Origin of the sequence: Neisseria oralis, assembly GCF_045062685.1 — a bacterium.
Taxonomy (GTDB): domain Bacteria; phylum Pseudomonadota; class Gammaproteobacteria; order Burkholderiales; family Neisseriaceae; genus Neisseria; species Neisseria oralis.
Map to the genome: position 1 here is coordinate 271,627 of NZ_JBJGEB010000001.1, position 16,667 is coordinate 288,293.

Sequence of the window (16,667 nt, forward strand, 5' to 3'; positions counted from 1 at the left end):
TATTGAAAACACGACAATGAGCACTCTGCACATCAACAGCCGCCATTTCATGCGCCTCGTCCAGCAAGGCGACAGTAACGACTATCTGAGCGGGCATTACCATTTCGACACGCTGCACAGCGGCATCAGCCTGCACGGAGGGCGCGCCACGGCGGAACAGGACCTGCATTGCAGCCGCCTGACCGATGCGTACGTCAACTTCGTCATCCTGCTGGAAGGCAGGCTGGATTTCGGTATCAACCGCGAGCGCTACTGCATCCGGGCCGACGGCGGCAAAGTAATTCTGGTGGCGGCAGGCGAAGAAATTTTGTTCAGCCGCTATCTCCACCGCGGCGAAACCACCGTCAAAATCGCGTTAAAAGGCATCGAACACTGGCTTTCCCAGCCGCAATACCGCCACCTGCTGTCCCACGTCTACCGCGAACCGGTCAGAAGCTGGCCTTTGGACGACGGATTGGCCGTACTGGTCGGGCGCTGCCTGCAACGTCCGGACGGCAGCATCGCCGATGCTTTGCAGCAGGAAGCCGACGCGCTGCAACTTCTGGCCGGACTGTGGCGCGATTTTCTGGCACGCCATCCCGTTCAGACGGCCTGCGAGGTTTCCGTGCCGTCTGAAAGTTTCGTCCACAGCCTCAATCATGCGTTTGACAACGGCGCGCACCAAGTCGCCGAGCTGGCCGCCGCGCTGCATATCAGCGAACGCACCCTGCAACGCCGCCTGCGCGAATCTTTCGGCATCACCGCCAGCGACTGGCTGCGCCACAAGCATATGCAATACGCGCTTTACGCGCTGACGACCGGGCAGGAAAGCATCAGCGAAACCGCCTACCGCTGCGGCTACCGCCATACGTCCAGCTTTACGCAGGCGTTCAAGCAGTATTTCGACTGCACGCCGGCGGAAATGCAGCGGCGCGGCAGGGAATAAAATCAAGAGGCCGTCTGAAACTTTGTTTTCAGACGGCCTCTTGATTTCCAACCGGCTACCAGTTCACCCTGACCGATTTACTGCCGAGCAGCGCCTCCAGTTCGCCGAACAAATCCGCGCTCGGCGTCACCATCCATTTCGGCGGCACTTGAAACCTGCCCGACGCTTTGTCGTTGCTGTACGACAGTTGCAGCGGGATGTGCGACGTGTCGGGCAGGCGGTGGGCGGTGAGGATGGTGGCGAGGCGTTCGATGTCGTGGCCGGGGGCGAGAGCGAGGCTGAGGCTGCGGGCATAACGTTCGCGCGCCATTTGCAGGGTCATGACTTGGTTTGCCATGATGCGCAGTCCGTCGCCGCCGCCGTAGTCGTCGCGGCTGACTTTGGATTCGATAATCAGTACTTGGTCGGATTTGAGGTAGTCGGCGCAGTTTTCCAGCGTCTGGCCGCTGACCATGATTTCAATCTGCCCGCTCAAATCTTCGAGGCTGACGAAGGCGATTTTGCCGCGTTTGCCCATCATGGTGCGCACGGCGGTAACGAATCCGGCGAGGCGCACGCTGTCTTGCGGTTTCAGACGGCCTAATTTGGTCGGGGCGATTTGGCGGACTTCTTGGGCATACGGGCCGAAGGGGTGGCCGGACAGGTAAAAGCCGATGACGGTTTTTTCTTCGGCGAGTTTTTCCGATTCGCTCCACATGGGCGCGTCGATGAGCTGCACCGGTTCGATGGCGTCTTCCATCATGTCAAACAGCCCGCCCTGATTGGCGTTGGCGGCTTTTTGGTCGGCGTTGTTCATGGCGAGGTCGATGTTTGCCAAGAGCATGGCGCGGTTGGGTTCGATGCTGTCGAACGCGCCGCCGCGTATCAGGGCTTCGAGGGTGCGGCGGTTCATGTGTTCTTTGCCGACGCGCTCGCAGAAGTCCAACAGGCCGGTAAATTTGCCGCCGCTTTGCCGCGCGGCGATGATGGATTCGACGGCGGCTTCGCCCGTGCCTTTAATCGCGCCGAGTGCGTAGCGGATTTTCATGTTCGGATACGGCGTGAAGCGGTAGTCGGATTCGTTGATGTCGGGCGGCAGGAACTCGATGCCGTTGGCGCGGCAGTCGTCGTAGAAATGTTTGAGCTGGTCGGTGTTGTCCAATTCAGACGACATGGTCGCCGCCATAAATTCGGCGGGGTAATGGGCTTTGAGCCATGCGGTCTGGTAGGAAATCAGGGCGTAGGCGGCGGCGTGGGATTTGTTGAAACCGTAGCCGGCGAATTTTTCCATGTAGTTGAAGATTTCGTCGGATTTTTCGCGCGAAATGCCTTGTTTTGCCGCGCCTTCGGCGAAGATTTCGCGGTGTTTCACCATTTCTTCGGGCTTTTTCTTACCCATGGCGCGGCGCAGCAGGTCCGCGCCGCCGAGCGAATAGCCGCCGATAATCTGCGCCGCCTGCATCACTTGTTCCTGATACACCATAATCCCGTAGGTCGGCGCGAGGATGCCTTCCAGCAGAGGGTGGATGTATTGAAATTCCTGACCCTTCATACGCGCGACGAAGTCGGGGATGTTGTCCATCGGGCCGGGGCGGTAGAGCGATACGAAGGCGATGAGTTCTTCAAACTTGGTGGTGTGCGCCGTTTTCAGCATTTTTTTCATGCCGGTCGACTCGAACTGGAATACGGCGGTGGTGTTCGCATCGCGGAAGATTTTGTAGGCGGCCTGGTCGTCAAGCGGGATTTTGCCGACATCGACAATATCGCCGGTGGTGTTTTTGATGTTGTTCTGCGCCATTTCGATAATGGTCAGATTGCGCAGACCCAAAAAATCGAACTTCACCAAACCCACGTCTTCCACGTCGCCCTTGTCGTACATGGATACGGGCGAGGCGGATTCGTCCGCCTGATACACGGGGCTGTAATCGGAAATCTTGCCTGGCGCAATCAACACGCCGCCCGCGTGCATACCCAGACCGCGCGTCAGGTCTTCCAGCTTTTTCGCCAGCGTAATCAGTTCGTCCGCTTCTTCCGCCTCAATCAATTCCTGAATCTGCGGCTCCGCCTTCATCGCATCGTCCAACCCCAGAGGCTTGTTGGCTTCCAGCGGAATCAGCTTCGACAGTTTGTCGCACAGGGTAAACGGCAGCTCCAGCACGCGCCCTACGTCGCGGATCACCGCTTTGGACGACATTGTGCCGAAGGTCACAATCTGGCTCACCGCCTGCGCGCCGTATTTATCGCGCACATACTCAATCACGCGGCCGCGGTTGCTTTGACAAAAGTCCACGTCGAAGTCGGGCATGGAAACGCGTTCGGGGTTTAAGAAACGTTCGAACAGCAGCGCGTATTTCAGCGGATCAAGGTCGGTAATTTTCAGCGAATACGCCACCAGCGAACCCGCGCCCGAACCGCGTCCCGGCCCGACCGGACAGCCGTGCGTTTTCGCCCAGTTGATAAAGTCTTGTACGATAAGGAAATAGCCGGGGAATTTCATCTGGATGATGATGTTCAACTCAAAATCCAGCCGCTCCTGATATTCCGGCATTTTCGCCGCCCGCTCCGCCTCGTCGGGATAAAGCTGAACCATGCGTTCCTGCAAGCCCTCGTTGGACAGTTTCACCAGATAATCGTCGAGCGACAGGCCGTCGGGCGTCGGGAACAGGGGCAAGAAGTTTTTGCCCAGCGTGATATGGATATTGCAGCGTTTGGCAATTTCCACCGTGTTTTCCAAGGCTTCGGGCAAGTCGGCGAAACGCTCCAGCATCGTTTCCGGCGGAATGAAAAACTGGCTCGGCGTGAAATCACGCGGACGTTTCTTGTCCGTCAGCACCCAGCCGCCCGCTATGCACACCCGCGCCTCGTGCGCGTTGAAATCGTCGCGGCTCATAAACTGCGTCGGATGTGTCGCCACCACCGGCAAACCCAATTCCTCCGCCAGCTTCACGCTACCCGAAACGCAAGCCTCCCATTCGGGACGCTCGGGCAGGCGTTGCAGCTCCAGATAAAACGCATCGGGGAACCACGCCGCATACTTCAACGCCGCCGCACGCGCCGCGTCTTCATTGCCGTTCAACAGATTCACGCCCACTTCGCCGTAATGCGCGCCGCTCAAACAAATCAAGCCGCTGTTGTCGCCGTTTTCCAACCATTCGGGATTGAGTTCCGCATGATGGACATTGCGGTCTTTGCCGACATAAGCCGCCGTCAGAAGCTCGCTCAAGCGCAGATAGCCCACATCGTTGCGGATAATCAGCATGGCGCGGAACGGCTTGTCGGGCGCATTCGGATTGCCTATCCACACATCCGCCGCCCCGACGGGCTTAATCCCCGCGCTGCGGCAGGCTTTATAGAATTTCACCAAACCGAATTCGTTCATCAAATCGCTGATGCCCAAAGCAGGCAAACCGTATTCCTGCGCTTTGGCAATCAGTTTTTTAATCCGCACCATACCGTCGGTAATTGAGAACTCGGTATGCAGGCGCAGCGGGATGTAGGTCGGCTCGGTCATGGCAAAATCGGCGTGAACAATAAAAGGCGTATTGTAGCAGGGTTGGAAAAAGGTCGTCTGAAAACGAGTGAAGCGGGTTTCGCTAAAACGGACAAAGTGAGTTTCGCCAAAAGAGGACGAGGCTTTTCAGACGGCCTGAAACCTTCGCGTGCTAAAATGTTCCAATCTTTTTTAAACAGGATACCGACATGGAAGCCACCGTCTATCTCGAAGACAACGAATACATCGCCCTGTGCGACCTCTTGAAACTCGCCGGACTTGCCGAAAGCGGCGGGCAGGCGAAGGCGTTTATCGCCGAAGGGCTGGTGTTGCGCAACGGCGAAACCGAAACCCGCAAAACCGCCAAAATACGCGGCGGCGAAGTCATCGAGTTTGACGGCGCGCGCTTGGAAATCACCGATGGATACGACCCTGAAGAATAAAGCCGAAGCCCTCTTGGGCGAGCCGCTTCTAGACGAACCCGTCCGCCCCGAATCGTGGGAATGCTGCGGCAGCGACTGCGGCGATGTCTGCATCCAGACGGTTTATTGGACGGAAAAAGCCCGCTACGACGCGCAACGGCGGAAATTGAAAGAAGCGGGTTGGCCGAACGACGAAGACAACGGAAAGGCCGTCTGAAAACGGTTCGGCTTGATAAAACCACGTTTTCAGATGGCCTTTTATAGTAGATTAAAATTGAAAACGTTCATATCGTCATTCCCGCGCAGGCGGGAATCTAGAAGTTTGAAATAGCGGTTAACCTTAAACATTTCTGACAAATCAAAGTCTGGATTCCCGCCTGCGCGGGAATGACGGCATAGCGACTTTTCCTTTGAATTTGCCATACACCCGTTTTTAAAATTACCGTCGTCGCCACACTGCCTGACAATATTGACACCCTACCCACCGTTCACCACTCACATAACGCCCCATGATAGACCTGCACTGCCATTCCACCGTTTCTGACGGTATGCTCTCCCCCGCTGAAGTCGTGCGCCTCGCGCATCAAAACGGCTGCACGCTGCTGGCGTTGACCGACCACGACCACACCGGCGGCATTGCTGAAGCGCGTGCCGAAGCGGACAAGCTCGGGCTGCGTTTCGTCAACGGCGTGGAAATCTCCGTAACTTGGCGCGGGCGCACCATACACGTTGTCGGTTTGGATTTCGACGAGCAGGACGAAAACCTGCAAAACCTGTTGGCACAAGTACGGCAAGGCCGTCTGAAACGCCTCGAAGCCATCGCAGCCAAGCTCGAAAAGAAAAGCATCGGCGGCGCATACGACGGCGCGCTCGCGCTGGCGGCAAACAAAGAAATGGTCAGCCGCACCCACATCGCCGAGTTCCTCATCCGAGCGGGACACGTCAAAAACAAGCAGCAGGCTTTCACCAAATACTTGGGCGACGGCAAACCCTGCGCCGTCCGCCACGAATGGGCGACGCTGGCAGACTGCGTCTCCGCCGTCAACGGTGCGGGCGGCGTGGCAGTCATCGCCCACCCCATGCGCTACGACTTGTCCGCCACCGCCAAGCGCAATCTGTTTGAAGAATTTAAAAACCTCGGCGGCGTGGGCATCGAAGTCCACAGCGGCAACTGCTGCAAAAACGACCGCCTCAACTACGCGCTTTTGGCAGAACGCTTCGGTATGCTCGCCAGCGCGGGCAGCGACTTCCACCGCTTAAACGACTTCAGTGGCGGTATCCTCGGCGCATGTCCCGAACTGCCGGAAAACTGCAAACCGGTTTGGGAACATTTCAAACCGGTATAAACCTAAACCGAATATAAAGGCCGTCTGAAATCCAGTGTTCAGACGGCCTTATCTCATCTTCGTCAAAGAATGGAAACTACCCTTTCAAAAAATCGTCATCCAGCGTCAAATCCTCGTTTTTGTTCACCGCTACTTTGCGCGCCAACACGTTTTGCGCGATTTCCTGCGCTTCGGCAAGCGAGTGCATCAGATAGGTGCCGCATTGGTATTCGTTCAATTCAGGGATTTTTCTTTGGTCTTTGACATTGACCACATCCTGCATCGAAGCGAGCCATGCATCGGCGACCTGCTGCTCGTCGGGCGTGCCGATAAGGCTCATGTAGAAACCGGTGCGGCAGCCCATCGGGGAAATGTCGATGATTTCGACGCCGTTGCCGTTCAAGTGGTCGCGCATAAAGCCTGCGAACAAATGCTCCAGCGTGTGGATGCCTTTTTCGGACAGGATTTCTTTGTTGGGAACGCAAAAGCGCAGGTCGAATACGGTAATGGTGTCGCCTTTGGGCGTGGTCATGGTTTTCGCCACACGCACGGCGGGGGCGTGCATACGGGTGTGGTCGACTTTGAAACTGTCTAACAGGGGCATTTGGTTATCCTTTTGAATGAATGGTTTTGGGGTAGGATGGGCTTCTGAGTCCAATTACAATTCGGCAATCTCCACCGCTTCGCCCGAAGCCGCGCTCAGGGCTTCGTTTAAAACGTCGTAGAAATCCCGTCCGTCGCGCGTTGCCAGCCATTTGCCGTTTTGCTCGGCGAAATGGTAGCCGCCGCTTTTGGCGGCAATCCACAATTCCTGATTGGGCGTGTGGCGGTTGACAATGATTTGCGTGCCGTCCGCCGCTTCGATGGTCAGGACGTTTCCGGCAAACTGGCAGTCGAAATCCCAGCCGTTTTCGTCGATTTGGTCTTCGATGTGTTCGAACAATTCTTCGCTCATGCGGATGAATTCGCTTTCGGTCATCATGGCTTTTTGCGTGTTTTTTGTTTAAGATACCGAATCTTGCCACATTCGCGCTTGCGAAGAAAGTTTACCGATGAAATACGGCGTATTTTTTGCTGCGGCAACCGCCCTCCTGCTCTCGGCCTGCGGTTATAAAGGCGACCTCTATCTGCCCAAGGAAGGCGACAAGGCGCGTTTCGGCGTGATCCAAACCGGCTTGCCGATTCACACCCCCGCCAGCCAACCGGAACAAGACAAAGCCAAAGCACAACCATGACCCTGCATTGCGAACAAGTCCCTTACTCCCGCCTTGCCGAAGAATTCGGCACGCCGCTTTATGTGTACAGCCAATCCGCGCTGACCGAAGCGTTTGAAAACTACCAAACCGCGTTTGCCGCGCTCTCCCCGCTCGTCTGCTACGCCGTCAAGGCCAACGGCAATCTGAGCATCATCAAACACTTCGCCTCGCTGGGGAGCGGTTTCGACATCGTTTCCGGCGGCGAATTGGCGCGCGTTTTGGCGGCGGGCGGCGACGCGGCGAAAACCATATTTTCAGGCGTGGGCAAAAGCGAGGCGGAAATCGAATTCGCGCTTCATGCAGGCGTGAAATGCTTCAATATGGAAAGCATCCCCGAAATCGACCGCATTCAAAAGGTTGCCGAACGCTTGGGCAAAACCGCATCCGTCTCCCTGCGCGTCAACCCCGATGTTGATGCCAAAACCCATCCCTATATCTCCACAGGCCTGAAAGCCAACAAATTCGGCATCGCCTACGCCGACGCGCTCGAAGCCTACCGCCATGCAGCCCGCCAAAGCCACCTCAAAATCATCGGCATCGACTGCCACATCGGTTCGCAACTGACCGACCTCAGCCCGCTGGTCGAAGCCTGCGAGCGCATTTTGATTTTGGTTGACCGATTGGCCGACGAAGGCATCGTTTTGGAACATTTAGACTTAGGCGGCGGCGTCGGCATCGTTTATCAAGACGAAACCGTCCCCGATTTAGGCGCGTATGCCCAAGCGGTTCAAAAACTGATCGGCACACGTCGTCTGAAACTGATCCTCGAACCCGGCCGCAGCTTGGTCGGCAACGCAGGCTCGCTGCTGGCGCGCGTCGAGTTCATCAAACACGGCGAAGAGAAAAACTTCGTCATGGTCGATGCCGCCATGAACGACCTCATGCGCCCCGCCCTGTATGACGCCTATCACCATATCGAAGCGGTAGACCCAAAAAACATCCCGCCGCTGACCGCCGACATCGTCGGCCCGATTTGCGAAACCGGCGACTTCCTCGGCAAAGACCGTACCCTTGCCTGCGAAGAAGGCGATTTGCTGGTCATCCGCAGCGCAGGGGCATACGGTGCCAGCATGGCAAGCAATTACAACGCGCGCAACCGGGCGGCGGAAGTGCTGGTAAACGGCAACGAAAGCAAACTCATCCGCCGGCGCGAAACATGGGAGCAACAAATGGCAAACGAACTGGATTGCCTGTAAACACCGGACAAAATAGAACAAAATACACAAGAGGCCGTCTGAAACCCAGTTTTCAGACGGCCTTTTCCATCAAAACCCATCAATAATGCGGCGGCACCTCGTCGCACAGACTATACGGTTCGCGCTCGCCGTTCGCACCTTTGTCCTGCATCCGCTGGTAAAGCAGCCTCAACTGCGCCTGCTGCAAGTCCAACGTCTGCTGCATTTTGGCGACGGTATCGTTCAGGCTGCTGATCAAATCTTCCTGCAAGGCCGTCTGAATTTCCAGTTCGGTAATGCGGTGTTCCAAATCGCCGGCCGCACTCATTTACAGCACCATCGCGGCAATCCATCCGGCCACCATCAGCGGGATGTTGTAGTGGATAAAAGTAGGCACGACGGAATCGCGGATGTGGTCGTGCTGGCCGTCGGCATTCAGCCCCATGGTCGGGCCGAGGGTCGAATCGGAAGCGGGCGAACCGGCGTCGCCCAGCGCGCCGGCCGTGCCGACAATCGCCACGGTTGCCAGCGGCGAAAAGCCCAAGCTCATACACAGCGGCACATAAATCGCCGTAATAATCGGCAGGGTGGAAAACGACGAACCGATACCCATCGTAACCAGCAGTCCGACCAGCAGCATGGCAAACGCAGCCATACCTTTGCTGCCGCCGAACATTTTCATACTGCCGTCCACCAACGGCTGGATGTCGCCTGTTGCCTGCATCACCGCGGCGAACCCCTGCGCGGCAATCATAATAAAGCCGACCATCGCCATCATTTTGATGCCCGCACCGAACACATCGTTGGCATCGTGACGTTTGACCACGCCCAAAGTCATGAATACAGCGAAACCGAGCATCGCGCCCAGCAGCAGCGCATCGTTGTACACCAACTGGATGGCGAAGCAGACCGCAATCGCCACGCCCGCCACTAGGCTGCGGTAGTACGAAGGCTCCGGCTGGTCGGCTGCGGAACGGTTGTCGGCCGTATCGATTTGATTGCTCTGGTACACGCGCGGTTTGCGGTAATGGACGAACGAGAGCAACAGGCCCGCCGCCATGCCCAGCGCGGGAATCGCCATCGCCTCCATCACATTGATGCCGTCCACGGCCATACCGGCGGAACGGATATTGCCCAACAGGATTTCATTCAGGAAAATCGCACCAAACCCGTAAGGCAGAAACATATACGTCGTTACCAAACCGAAAGTTATCACGCAGGCAATCAGGCGGCGGTCGACCTGGAGGCGGTTGAATACCAACAGCAGCGGCGGAATGACCATCGGAATAAAGGCGATATGGATAGGGACAACGTTCTGACTGAGGACGCCCATCACCAGAATCACCAGCAACAGCAGCCATTTCACCATACTCGTTCCCGATTCCGCGCCGTTGCGGTTCAGTTTGCGCACCACCGCGCCGGCAAGCTGCTGCGGCAGGCCGGAATGGGTAATCGCCATAGCGAACGCCCCCAGCATCGCATATGACAGCGCAATTTTCGCCCCGCCGGACAAACCGTTTTGAAACACGGTGATAATACCCGGCTGCGACACCTTGCCCGCCGCATCGGCCACATCGGTCAGCGGCATCCCCGCCAGCAACCCGCCGGCAAACGCACCGACGGTCAGACTCAACACCACATGCACCCGCGCCAGCGACAACGCCAGCATCACGATTACAGCAATCACAACGGCATTCATGCCTTTTCTCCGTTTGGTTACAACCCGTCCGTTTCAGACGGCATCAAAGGCCGTCTGAAAAACGTTAACAAAGAAACATCATAACCCACGCCACGCCCGCCTTCAATATTGAATCCCTCAAGAACAAACGGCCCCGCCCCCGAATAAAGAGGCCGGAATGCCGCGGAAAATTGCGCCGAATCATTGCGCCGACGCAGTTGATATTTTAATAACACATTGTATTATTTATGTTTTTCAGGTAGATGATTCTTAAACCGCCGCTTACGGTTTTTTGTTTTTCAAAACAAACTTTGATTCGAGTAAGAACTCTCAACCAATGAAGTCCATTCTTAAAATTTCAAAAGAACTGATTTCAAATACCTTTTTATAGTTAAATTTAGGAGAGGTTGTCATGAAAAAGTTGAATGTTTTTGAATTGAAACAGGTGTCGGGCGGCGATTCAGGCGAAGTGAAGCATATAAGTGATTTGATTGCCCCCGCTCCCAGAGATTTTGTCATCTCACTCGAAGAATTCGAACGCAGAATGCGGGACGCGGGACGGGTTAGAATACCGGAAGATCCGGGTATGTATATATAGGTAATTTTAAAAGTCATGGCGTTTCATGACGGAAAACAATCCGGCATTGCCGGATTGTTTTTTAGACGGCGTTTTTTAAAATAAGGGGACTGCAACGAAAAAAACAGGCATGACCGGACTGAAACGGATTTCGGGCGGAGATTCGGATAACCGCCGCCTATGAAGACATGATAGCCCTCTCCCCGCCGATAAACATCGCAATCAAGATAACATACGAAGAATTGATGCATCCGAAACCGGCACCAATAGAAATTATGTAGAAATTTGTACAAGGCCGTCTGAAACGTTACCGTTTCAGACGGCCTTTCAAACCGTTTCCAACAACCTGTCCGGTTTAATCGTCCCAGTCATCCCAGTCGTCCCAATCGCGCCAGTGTCTTTTCTTGGGACGGAAATGGCTGTGCCGCTTGTAACGTCCGTGGTCGTACCAGTCGTCGTAATAACGTGAATCGCGGTACCAGCGGTCGCGCCGTTCGATTTCGGCGTCTTTCTGGTTCATTTTCTTATTGTGGTAGGCATAGGCGTTGCCTGCCAAACCTCCGGCGGCCGCACCAATCAGCATACTTTGGCCGTCGTTGCCCAAAATGCCGCCCAAAGCCGCTCCCGCAGCCGCGCCGGCCAGAGTGGCTTTTTTCTGGTTGTCCGTACCGCGTGCCTGAACCGTAACGGCCGGGAAAGCCAGCGTTGCGGCAACTAAAGCAGTAATAAGCTGTTTTTTGGTCATAATCTCTTCCTTTCTTATACACCTTCGGCAAGTGCCGGATGTATAGATATTATAGGACAGCCTTTTCAAAGGGCGTCTGCGCCGCTGCGGCAAAATAGCGTAAACGAATGTTGGGCTTACGTCATGTTCCTTACCCTGCGGTACTTTGCGGTGCGGTGCGGCGGGCGGGCGGGCTGTATCAATCCTGCAAAAAGGCCGTCTGAAACCGGATTTCAGACGGCCTTTCGGTGAGAAAAATCAATTTCCGTGGTCGAAAACGCCCAGCGTTACCCTGTCCAACCCCGCCAAATCCGGCAGGGTATCGATACGCGAGAAGCCGTGTTCCGCCAGAACCGCCCTGACCTGCCCTCCTTGGCCGCAGCCGTGCTCGAGCAGCAGCCATCCGCCGTTTTTCAGATACGCGGGCGAACCGGCGGCCAGCGCGCGGATGCAGGAGAGGCCGTCTGAAAAATCGGTCAACGCGCCTTGCGGCTCGAAGCGCAAATCGCCCTGCTCGAGATGCGCGTCGCCCGCTTCGATATACGGCGGATTGGAAACGATGATGTCGTAGGATTTTTTTTCAGACGACCTGTCGGTATCGAACCACGAACCGAGTGCAAACTCAATGTCCGCGCCCAAAGCGGCGGCGTTTTGCGCGGCGGTGTGCAGGGCGGCCGCGCTGATGTCGGATGCGCGCACCCGTGCGTCGGGGCGCTCCAGCGCGATGCTTACGGCCACCGCGCCGCTGCCCGTCCCCAAATCCCACACCCTGCCCTGCGGCGGCAGGCGGTCGAGGACGGCTTCGACCAGGTGTTCGGTTTCGGAGCGGGGAATCAATACGTCGGGATTGACGCGGAACATGCGCCCGTAAAATTCGCGTTCGCCCAAAATATAGGCCATCGGCTCGCCCTGAATGCGGCGGTGCGCCAACTCCTGCGCGGTAGCGGCGGCGTGTTCGGACATTTCGCTGCCGCCCTGCGTCAGCAACTGCACGCGCGTGCAGCCGAGTGCGCGTTGCAGCAGCATTCTGGCTTCGTTTCGGGGCAGCGGGCAGGTGCGCAGCCATTGGTCGGGGGTGGGCATTTTCAGACGGCCTTTCGGGTTCGGACGGACGGATTATAGTGAAACCGGCCGCCATCCGGTATGTTTTCAGACGGCCTCACCACAGGGCCAGCGCAGTCAGGCAGATTTCACGCTGGCTTTTCTGCGGCGCGACGGTGCGTCCGGGCAGTTCGAGTTCGTAGCGTATGCCGCGACGTTCGGCTTCGAGCACGCGGTGGCAGAGCAATGCGGCAAGCTGTTCCCGTCCTGCGGAGGGATAGTCCCGATAGGAAATGATATGACTGCCGCCGCCCGCTTCGGCGGCTTCGAATTTTTTGTCGAGCATTTCGCCGGTTTTGGCGTAGGTCTTCCAAGCGATGTGCTGCAACGACGCGCCGCTTTGATGCGCCTGAAGGTGGGACAAATCGTCGCTGCTGCGCGCAGACGCGGCCTGTACGCCGCCGCATTCGTCGGCATGGAATCCCGCAGGCGGATCGTGCGCTTCCGGCGCGGGGAACACGACTTTGTCGCTCCGCCATTGCCAGCGGCATTCCGTCGTGCAGATACCGAACGGTGCGGCAGCGGCGACGCGCAGCAGGGGCAGCCGCAAATAGCCGCGCATCTGCGCCTGCAACGGCAAAACGGCAGACGCGGAACCGCCCGGAATATGCCACGGCTGCCAGCCGTCTCCGTCATCCTGCGCCAACCACAGCCGTCGGCGGCGGGTATTGCCTGCGGCGTCCAACGTTATTTCGGCGGGCGTGCCCGCAAAGATTTCAGACGGCATCTTCACCTCAAGCCGCAGGCCGAGCAGTTGGGCGCGGTTTTGTAGCACGGCGACGATGATGAAGCCCAACAGCCAGAACGCGGCGATATAGGCGAGATTGGCCTGATAATTCAGTCCGACCAGCCACAACAAGGCCACCATAACCAGCAGCCCGACGCCCAAACGGGTCGGTACGGTGCGGATGTGCCGCCGGGCCGCCGCTTCATTGTCCCGCACCGGCAGGAGTGCCGTTTCAGACGGCCACATGATTGAGCAAATCCGTCAGCACCTGTGCGGACGTCAAACCCTGCTGCACCGGTTTGACACGGTGGTTTGCCACCGCCACCCACACCGACTTGATGTCGTCGGGCAGCACATGTCCGCGCCCCTGCATAAACGCCCATGCTTTGGCCGCGCCGACCACCGCCAGCCCCGCGCGCGGGCTGAGTCCCGCCGCAAACCGCCCGGACTGCCGCGTCGCCTGCACCAGCCGATACACATAGTCGGCCGCCGCCTGCGCAAACGTTACCTGCGAAACCTGCTGCTGCCACTGCTGCAACTGCCGCGCATCGCATACGGCCTGCAAACTGCCCGCCGCACTGCGGCTGCCGCCCTGCAAATAAAGCTGTTTTTCCGCCTCGGCGGCCGGATAGCCCATGCTCAGGCGCATCATAAAGCGGTCGAGCTGGGATTCGGGCAGCGGGAACGTACCGAGCTGTTCGGTCGGGTTCTGCGTCGCCATCACGATAAACGGCTGCGGCAGCGGATAGGTTTCGCCGTCCACCGACACCTGCCGCTCCTCCATCGCCTCCAGAAGCGCCGACTGCAATTTCGGCGACGCGCGGTTAATCTCGTCCGCCAGCAAAAACGCATGGAACACCGGCCCCGAATGAAACTCAAACCGCCCCTCGTTCGGACGGAACACATTAACCCCCAGCAAATCGGAAGGCAGCATGTCGTTGGTAAACTGCACCCGCCGGTAGTCCAGCCCCAGCACCGCCGCCACCCCGTGCGACAGCGTGGTCTTCCCCACCCCGGGCACGTCCTCCAGAAGCACATGCCCGCCCGCCAGCACGGCGGCGAATATCTGCCGTAAAACGTTCTCTTTCCCTAAAATCAGCCCGTTGAGCTGCTGTAATGCGTGTTGTATCTGATGATTCATTTTTATTCACTTGAGTGGTAGTTTGATTCAGACGGCATTTTAACATGGAATACAGAAAGGCCGTCTGAAAACATCCTCTCAAACAACCTTTTATCATGAAAACCTACCAGTAAAACGCCGCCCTGTTAACAATAAATTACAGAGAAGGTATAATTTGAAATTTTAGACGCCCGTTTCCAATCATGGCCAACGCAGCATCAGATTCCCTTTTCCGGCAGGCAGACCAACTGCTGGCGCAAAATCCGCCCGACTACGGGCAGGCACTGCCGTTGCTGCAACAAGCCGCCCGTCAGGGTCATGCCGAGGCCGCGTTCCAACTGGCCGGCATCTTTCTGGAGCAGTCCGAACCGGACATCGAAGCCGCCATCCCGTGGCTGGAAATCGCCGCCAAACAAAACCATCCCTACGCCGTTTACAACCTGCTGCACCTGCGCGAACGCGCGGGCGAACCGTTTTCCGCCTTCCTCAGCGAATACGCGTGGCTGGGCGAACGCGGCATACTGGCGGCGCAGCTGCGCCTGCTCGAATACTATGCCGACCACCACGAACCGCAGGCCGTCTATTGGGCGCGCAAAGCCGCCGGACAAGGCCATCCGTTCGGGCAATACTTCCTCGCCCAACACTACCACCTCTCCGGCGAAGCCGACCTGACCATCGCCCGCGGCCTCTATCACGAAGCCGCTGAGCAGGGGCTTTCCGTCGCACACTGGCAGCTCGGCAAAATCTATCGCAAAGGCATGGGCACCCCGCCCGATTTGGAGCGTGCGGCCTTCCATCTCCGTCAGGCCGCGGAACAAGGATTTATCGGCGCGCAAACCATGTTGGCCGACGTACTGGCCGAACAGGGCAACCCCGACGCGCTGGACTGGTACAAGGCCGCCGCCGACCAGCGTGACTACGATGCCGTTACCGCCCTTGCGCGGCACTACCTCATCGGCACGCTGACCGAGCGCAACCAGTTGAAAGCCGTCCGCTATGCCGAAACCGCCGCGGAATACGGCCATCCCGAAGCCCTCTCGCTGATGGGCGACATCTACCGCTACGGTTTGGGCGTCCGGCCCGACCACCATACCGCGCAAAACTACTACCGTCAGGCCGCCGAAGCAGGCAGCCTCTCCGCCTGCCGCAAACTCCTGAGCGATGCCGCCCTGCACGACCAAGACCACTACGAAGACATCAAACGGACCGCGCTGATACTCCAGCACATCGAAAAAACCTTTCAGGAAGCACTGGCTTATCAGGAAGGTATCGGCAGGCAGCAGGACTACACCGCGGCGCGCAAACTCTACCTTGAAGCCGCCGAATTCCACCACAGCGGCGCCGCAGCGCAGCTCGGCGTGATTTACTACTACGGCCAAGGCGTGAAATACAGTCCGAAGGAAGCCGCCTACTGGTTCGAAACCGCCGCCGTACAGGACAACGCCATGGCGCAATACCACCTTGCGCGCATGTATTACTACGGCCGCGGCGTACCCTTCAACGTCGCCACCGCCTGCCGCTGGCTCCAGGCCGCCATCTGGAACGGCTACGAAAATCCCGCAGCGTTCAAGCACCTGCTGGCACAATGGCGCAGGCGGATGTAACCGGAAGATTGCAGAAAATATCGGCAGCCTCAAGCACAATCAAAAGGCCGTCTGAAACTTAAGTTTCAGACGGCCTTTGAACATATCAGTTGGAAATACGCATCCGCCAGCATGTAAAGACTGGCAGGAGGACAAGTAAAACGGCAAATGTGACACACATTTAAGTACACATCCCAAACCTCGGTCGGGTTTGCTGATTTACCTGCAATAATCCCGCACTGTGTGAACCATCCTCAAATTACTGCGAGGATTAGAATTCCCAAGTCCAATAAACTTCTTTAAAGAAGTAACGGAGAGAACGGGTTAGAAAAATCAGGATCTAACCAATCTAAGAATCCAAATGAATCCCAATTAATTCCTCCGGCCACCTGTCCCAACTCTTTTACCGTTAATTCTTCCATCATAATCTCCTTAAATCAAATCATAAACATAAAATGAACCAGTATTGACCAATTCGGTATTTGGGACTGAATAATCCGATTAAAGTTCCTAATATTCACCCCCGCCTCAAATAACCGACTGCTACAACGGGCAATCAAAAGGCCGTCTGAAACTTAAGTTTCA

18 protein-coding genes are annotated in these 16,667 nt (G+C 57.0%); 8 read left to right on the top strand and 10 right to left on the bottom strand.

Annotation, left to right across the window (positions count from 1 at the left end; genetic code table 11):
• The first annotated feature begins 16 nt into the window (after nucleotides 1-16).
• On the top strand, nucleotides 17-925 hold the full coding sequence (locus tag ACI43T_RS01390) for a helix-turn-helix transcriptional regulator (protein ID WP_009174334.1): 909 nt from the start codon (nucleotides 17-19) through the stop codon (nucleotides 923-925).
• A gap of 55 nt (nucleotides 926-980) precedes the next feature.
• Here the strand turns inward: ACI43T_RS01390 and dnaE are convergent, their stop codons facing one another.
• The gene (gene dnaE, locus ACI43T_RS01395; RefSeq protein ID WP_405385325.1) at nucleotides 981-4,415 is read right to left on the bottom strand and encodes a DNA polymerase III subunit alpha; all 3,435 of its coding nucleotides are present in this window, start codon (nucleotides 4,413-4,415) and stop codon (nucleotides 981-983) included.
• Nucleotides 4,416-4,579: 164 nt separating this feature from the next.
• On the opposite strand from dnaE, the gene ACI43T_RS01400 reads away from it, so the two are divergent.
• The 3 genes from ACI43T_RS01400 to ACI43T_RS01410 all read left to right on the top strand — a co-directional run bounded on the left by ACI43T_RS01400 (nucleotide 4,580) and on the right by ACI43T_RS01410 (nucleotide 6,162).
• Nucleotides 4,580-4,837 (top strand): RNA-binding S4 domain-containing protein, encoded by a 258-nt coding sequence (locus tag ACI43T_RS01400; RefSeq protein ID WP_405385386.1) that lies wholly within the window; start codon nucleotides 4,580-4,582, stop codon nucleotides 4,835-4,837.
• Nucleotides 4,815-5,033: a hypothetical protein gene (locus ACI43T_RS01405; protein ID WP_405385326.1), complete on the top strand. Its 219-nt coding sequence runs from the start codon at nucleotides 4,815-4,817 to the stop codon at nucleotides 5,031-5,033. Before ACI43T_RS01400 ends, ACI43T_RS01405 begins: the two co-directional genes overlap by 23 nt.
• Nucleotides 5,034-5,325: 292 nt before the next feature.
• Nucleotides 5,326-6,162: a PHP domain-containing protein gene (locus tag ACI43T_RS01410; RefSeq protein WP_405385327.1), complete on the top strand. Its 837-nt coding sequence runs from the start codon at nucleotides 5,326-5,328 to the stop codon at nucleotides 6,160-6,162.
• Between the two features lie 76 nt (nucleotides 6,163-6,238).
• Here the strand turns inward: ACI43T_RS01410 and luxS are convergent, their stop codons facing one another.
• The gene (gene luxS, locus ACI43T_RS01415; RefSeq protein WP_405385328.1) at nucleotides 6,239-6,745 is read right to left on the bottom strand and encodes an S-ribosylhomocysteine lyase; all 507 of its coding nucleotides are present in this window, start codon (nucleotides 6,743-6,745) and stop codon (nucleotides 6,239-6,241) included.
• 54 nt (nucleotides 6,746-6,799) lie between these two features.
• On the bottom strand, nucleotides 6,800-7,123 hold the full coding sequence (gene cyaY / locus ACI43T_RS01420) for an iron donor protein CyaY (RefSeq protein WP_003755648.1): 324 nt from the start codon (nucleotides 7,121-7,123) through the stop codon (nucleotides 6,800-6,802).
• Between the two features lie 70 nt (nucleotides 7,124-7,193).
• Between cyaY and lptM the strand changes: the two genes are divergently transcribed.
• A complete protein-coding gene (gene lptM, locus ACI43T_RS01425) occupies nucleotides 7,194-7,376 on the top strand; it encodes an LPS translocon maturation chaperone LptM (RefSeq protein ID WP_293278346.1) in 183 nt (60 codons plus the stop codon).
• On the top strand, nucleotides 7,373-8,593 hold the full coding sequence (gene lysA / locus ACI43T_RS01430; RefSeq protein WP_405385329.1) for a diaminopimelate decarboxylase: 1,221 nt from the start codon (nucleotides 7,373-7,375) through the stop codon (nucleotides 8,591-8,593). The genes lptM and lysA overlap by 4 nt, the downstream gene beginning before the upstream one ends.
• A gap of 79 nt (nucleotides 8,594-8,672) precedes the next feature.
• Here the strand turns inward: lysA and ACI43T_RS01435 are convergent, their stop codons facing one another.
• Nucleotides 8,673-8,900 (bottom strand): SlyX family protein, encoded by a 228-nt coding sequence (locus ACI43T_RS01435; RefSeq protein ID WP_405385330.1) that lies wholly within the window; start codon nucleotides 8,898-8,900, stop codon nucleotides 8,673-8,675.
• Entirely contained in the window at nucleotides 8,901-10,271 is a 1,371-nt protein-coding gene (locus ACI43T_RS01440; RefSeq protein WP_377081776.1) for a Na+/H+ antiporter family protein, read from the bottom strand.
• A gap of 391 nt (nucleotides 10,272-10,662) precedes the next feature.
• On the opposite strand from ACI43T_RS01440, the gene ACI43T_RS01445 reads away from it, so the two are divergent.
• On the top strand, nucleotides 10,663-10,848 hold the full coding sequence (locus tag ACI43T_RS01445; RefSeq protein ID WP_009174345.1) for a hypothetical protein: 186 nt from the start codon (nucleotides 10,663-10,665) through the stop codon (nucleotides 10,846-10,848).
• Between the two features lie 334 nt (nucleotides 10,849-11,182).
• Here the strand turns inward: ACI43T_RS01445 and ACI43T_RS01450 are convergent, their stop codons facing one another.
• The 4 genes from ACI43T_RS01450 to ACI43T_RS01465 form a co-directional block, all read right to left on the bottom strand.
• Nucleotides 11,183-11,572, bottom strand: a complete 390-nt coding sequence (locus ACI43T_RS01450; RefSeq protein ID WP_009174346.1) for a glycine zipper domain-containing protein — start codon at nucleotides 11,570-11,572, stop codon at nucleotides 11,183-11,185.
• Nucleotides 11,573-11,809: 237 nt separating this feature from the next.
• The gene (gene prmC / locus ACI43T_RS01455) at nucleotides 11,810-12,634 is read right to left on the bottom strand and encodes a peptide chain release factor N(5)-glutamine methyltransferase (RefSeq protein ID WP_405385331.1); all 825 of its coding nucleotides are present in this window, start codon (nucleotides 12,632-12,634) and stop codon (nucleotides 11,810-11,812) included.
• A 76-nt stretch (nucleotides 12,635-12,710) separates the two neighbouring features.
• Nucleotides 12,711-13,625 carry a DUF58 domain-containing protein gene (locus tag ACI43T_RS01460; protein WP_405385332.1) on the bottom strand — a complete coding sequence of 305 codons (915 nt, stop codon included), beginning with the start codon at nucleotides 13,623-13,625 and terminating at the stop codon, nucleotides 12,711-12,713.
• The gene (locus ACI43T_RS01465; protein ID WP_405385333.1) at nucleotides 13,612-14,520 is read right to left on the bottom strand and encodes an AAA family ATPase; all 909 of its coding nucleotides are present in this window, start codon (nucleotides 14,518-14,520) and stop codon (nucleotides 13,612-13,614) included. Before ACI43T_RS01465 ends, ACI43T_RS01460 begins: the two co-directional genes overlap by 14 nt.
• A gap of 182 nt (nucleotides 14,521-14,702) precedes the next feature.
• On the opposite strand from ACI43T_RS01465, the gene ACI43T_RS01470 reads away from it, so the two are divergent.
• Nucleotides 14,703-16,103, top strand: coding sequence for a tetratricopeptide repeat protein (locus ACI43T_RS01470; RefSeq protein WP_405385334.1), 1,401 nt, complete (start codon nucleotides 14,703-14,705; stop codon nucleotides 16,101-16,103).
• A gap of 278 nt (nucleotides 16,104-16,381) precedes the next feature.
• Here ACI43T_RS01470 and ACI43T_RS01475 read toward each other — a convergent pair whose 3' ends face one another.
• Nucleotides 16,382-16,507 carry a hypothetical protein gene (locus ACI43T_RS01475; protein WP_314106060.1) on the bottom strand — a complete coding sequence of 42 codons (126 nt, stop codon included), beginning with the start codon at nucleotides 16,505-16,507 and terminating at the stop codon, nucleotides 16,382-16,384.
• Between the last annotated feature and the right edge of the window lie 160 nt (nucleotides 16,508-16,667).

Excerpts from the sequence above, each read along its gene's own strand:
- ACI43T_RS01390 (WP_009174334.1), top strand. The coding sequence starts at position 17 with ATGAGCACTCTGCACATCAACAGCCGCCATTTCATGCGCCTCGTCCAG.
- dnaE (WP_405385325.1), bottom strand. The coding sequence starts at position 4,415 with ATGACCGAGCCGACCTACATCCCGCTGCGCCTGCATACCGAGTTCTCA.
- ACI43T_RS01405 (WP_405385326.1), top strand. The coding sequence starts at position 4,815 with ATGGATACGACCCTGAAGAATAAAGCCGAAGCCCTCTTGGGCGAGCCG.
- ACI43T_RS01410 (WP_405385327.1), top strand. The coding sequence starts at position 5,326 with ATGATAGACCTGCACTGCCATTCCACCGTTTCTGACGGTATGCTCTCC.
- luxS (WP_405385328.1), bottom strand. The coding sequence starts at position 6,745 with ATGCCCCTGTTAGACAGTTTCAAAGTCGACCACACCCGTATGCACGCC.
- cyaY (WP_003755648.1), bottom strand. The coding sequence starts at position 7,123 with ATGATGACCGAAAGCGAATTCATCCGCATGAGCGAAGAATTGTTCGAA.
- lptM (WP_293278346.1), top strand. The coding sequence starts at position 7,194 with ATGAAATACGGCGTATTTTTTGCTGCGGCAACCGCCCTCCTGCTCTCG.
- lysA (WP_405385329.1), top strand. The coding sequence starts at position 7,373 with ATGACCCTGCATTGCGAACAAGTCCCTTACTCCCGCCTTGCCGAAGAA.
- ACI43T_RS01435 (WP_405385330.1), bottom strand. The coding sequence starts at position 8,900 with ATGAGTGCGGCCGGCGATTTGGAACACCGCATTACCGAACTGGAAATT.
- ACI43T_RS01440 (WP_377081776.1), bottom strand. The coding sequence starts at position 10,271 with ATGAATGCCGTTGTGATTGCTGTAATCGTGATGCTGGCGTTGTCGCTG.
- ACI43T_RS01445 (WP_009174345.1), top strand. The coding sequence starts at position 10,663 with ATGAAAAAGTTGAATGTTTTTGAATTGAAACAGGTGTCGGGCGGCGAT.
- ACI43T_RS01450 (WP_009174346.1), bottom strand. The coding sequence starts at position 11,572 with ATGACCAAAAAACAGCTTATTACTGCTTTAGTTGCCGCAACGCTGGCT.
- prmC (WP_405385331.1), bottom strand. The coding sequence starts at position 12,634 with ATGCCCACCCCCGACCAATGGCTGCGCACCTGCCCGCTGCCCCGAAAC.
- ACI43T_RS01460 (WP_405385332.1), bottom strand. The coding sequence starts at position 13,625 with ATGTGGCCGTCTGAAACGGCACTCCTGCCGGTGCGGGACAATGAAGCG.
- ACI43T_RS01465 (WP_405385333.1), bottom strand. The coding sequence starts at position 14,520 with ATGAATCATCAGATACAACACGCATTACAGCAGCTCAACGGGCTGATT.
- ACI43T_RS01470 (WP_405385334.1), top strand. The coding sequence starts at position 14,703 with ATGGCCAACGCAGCATCAGATTCCCTTTTCCGGCAGGCAGACCAACTG.
- ACI43T_RS01475 (WP_314106060.1), bottom strand. The coding sequence starts at position 16,507 with ATGATGGAAGAATTAACGGTAAAAGAGTTGGGACAGGTGGCCGGAGGA.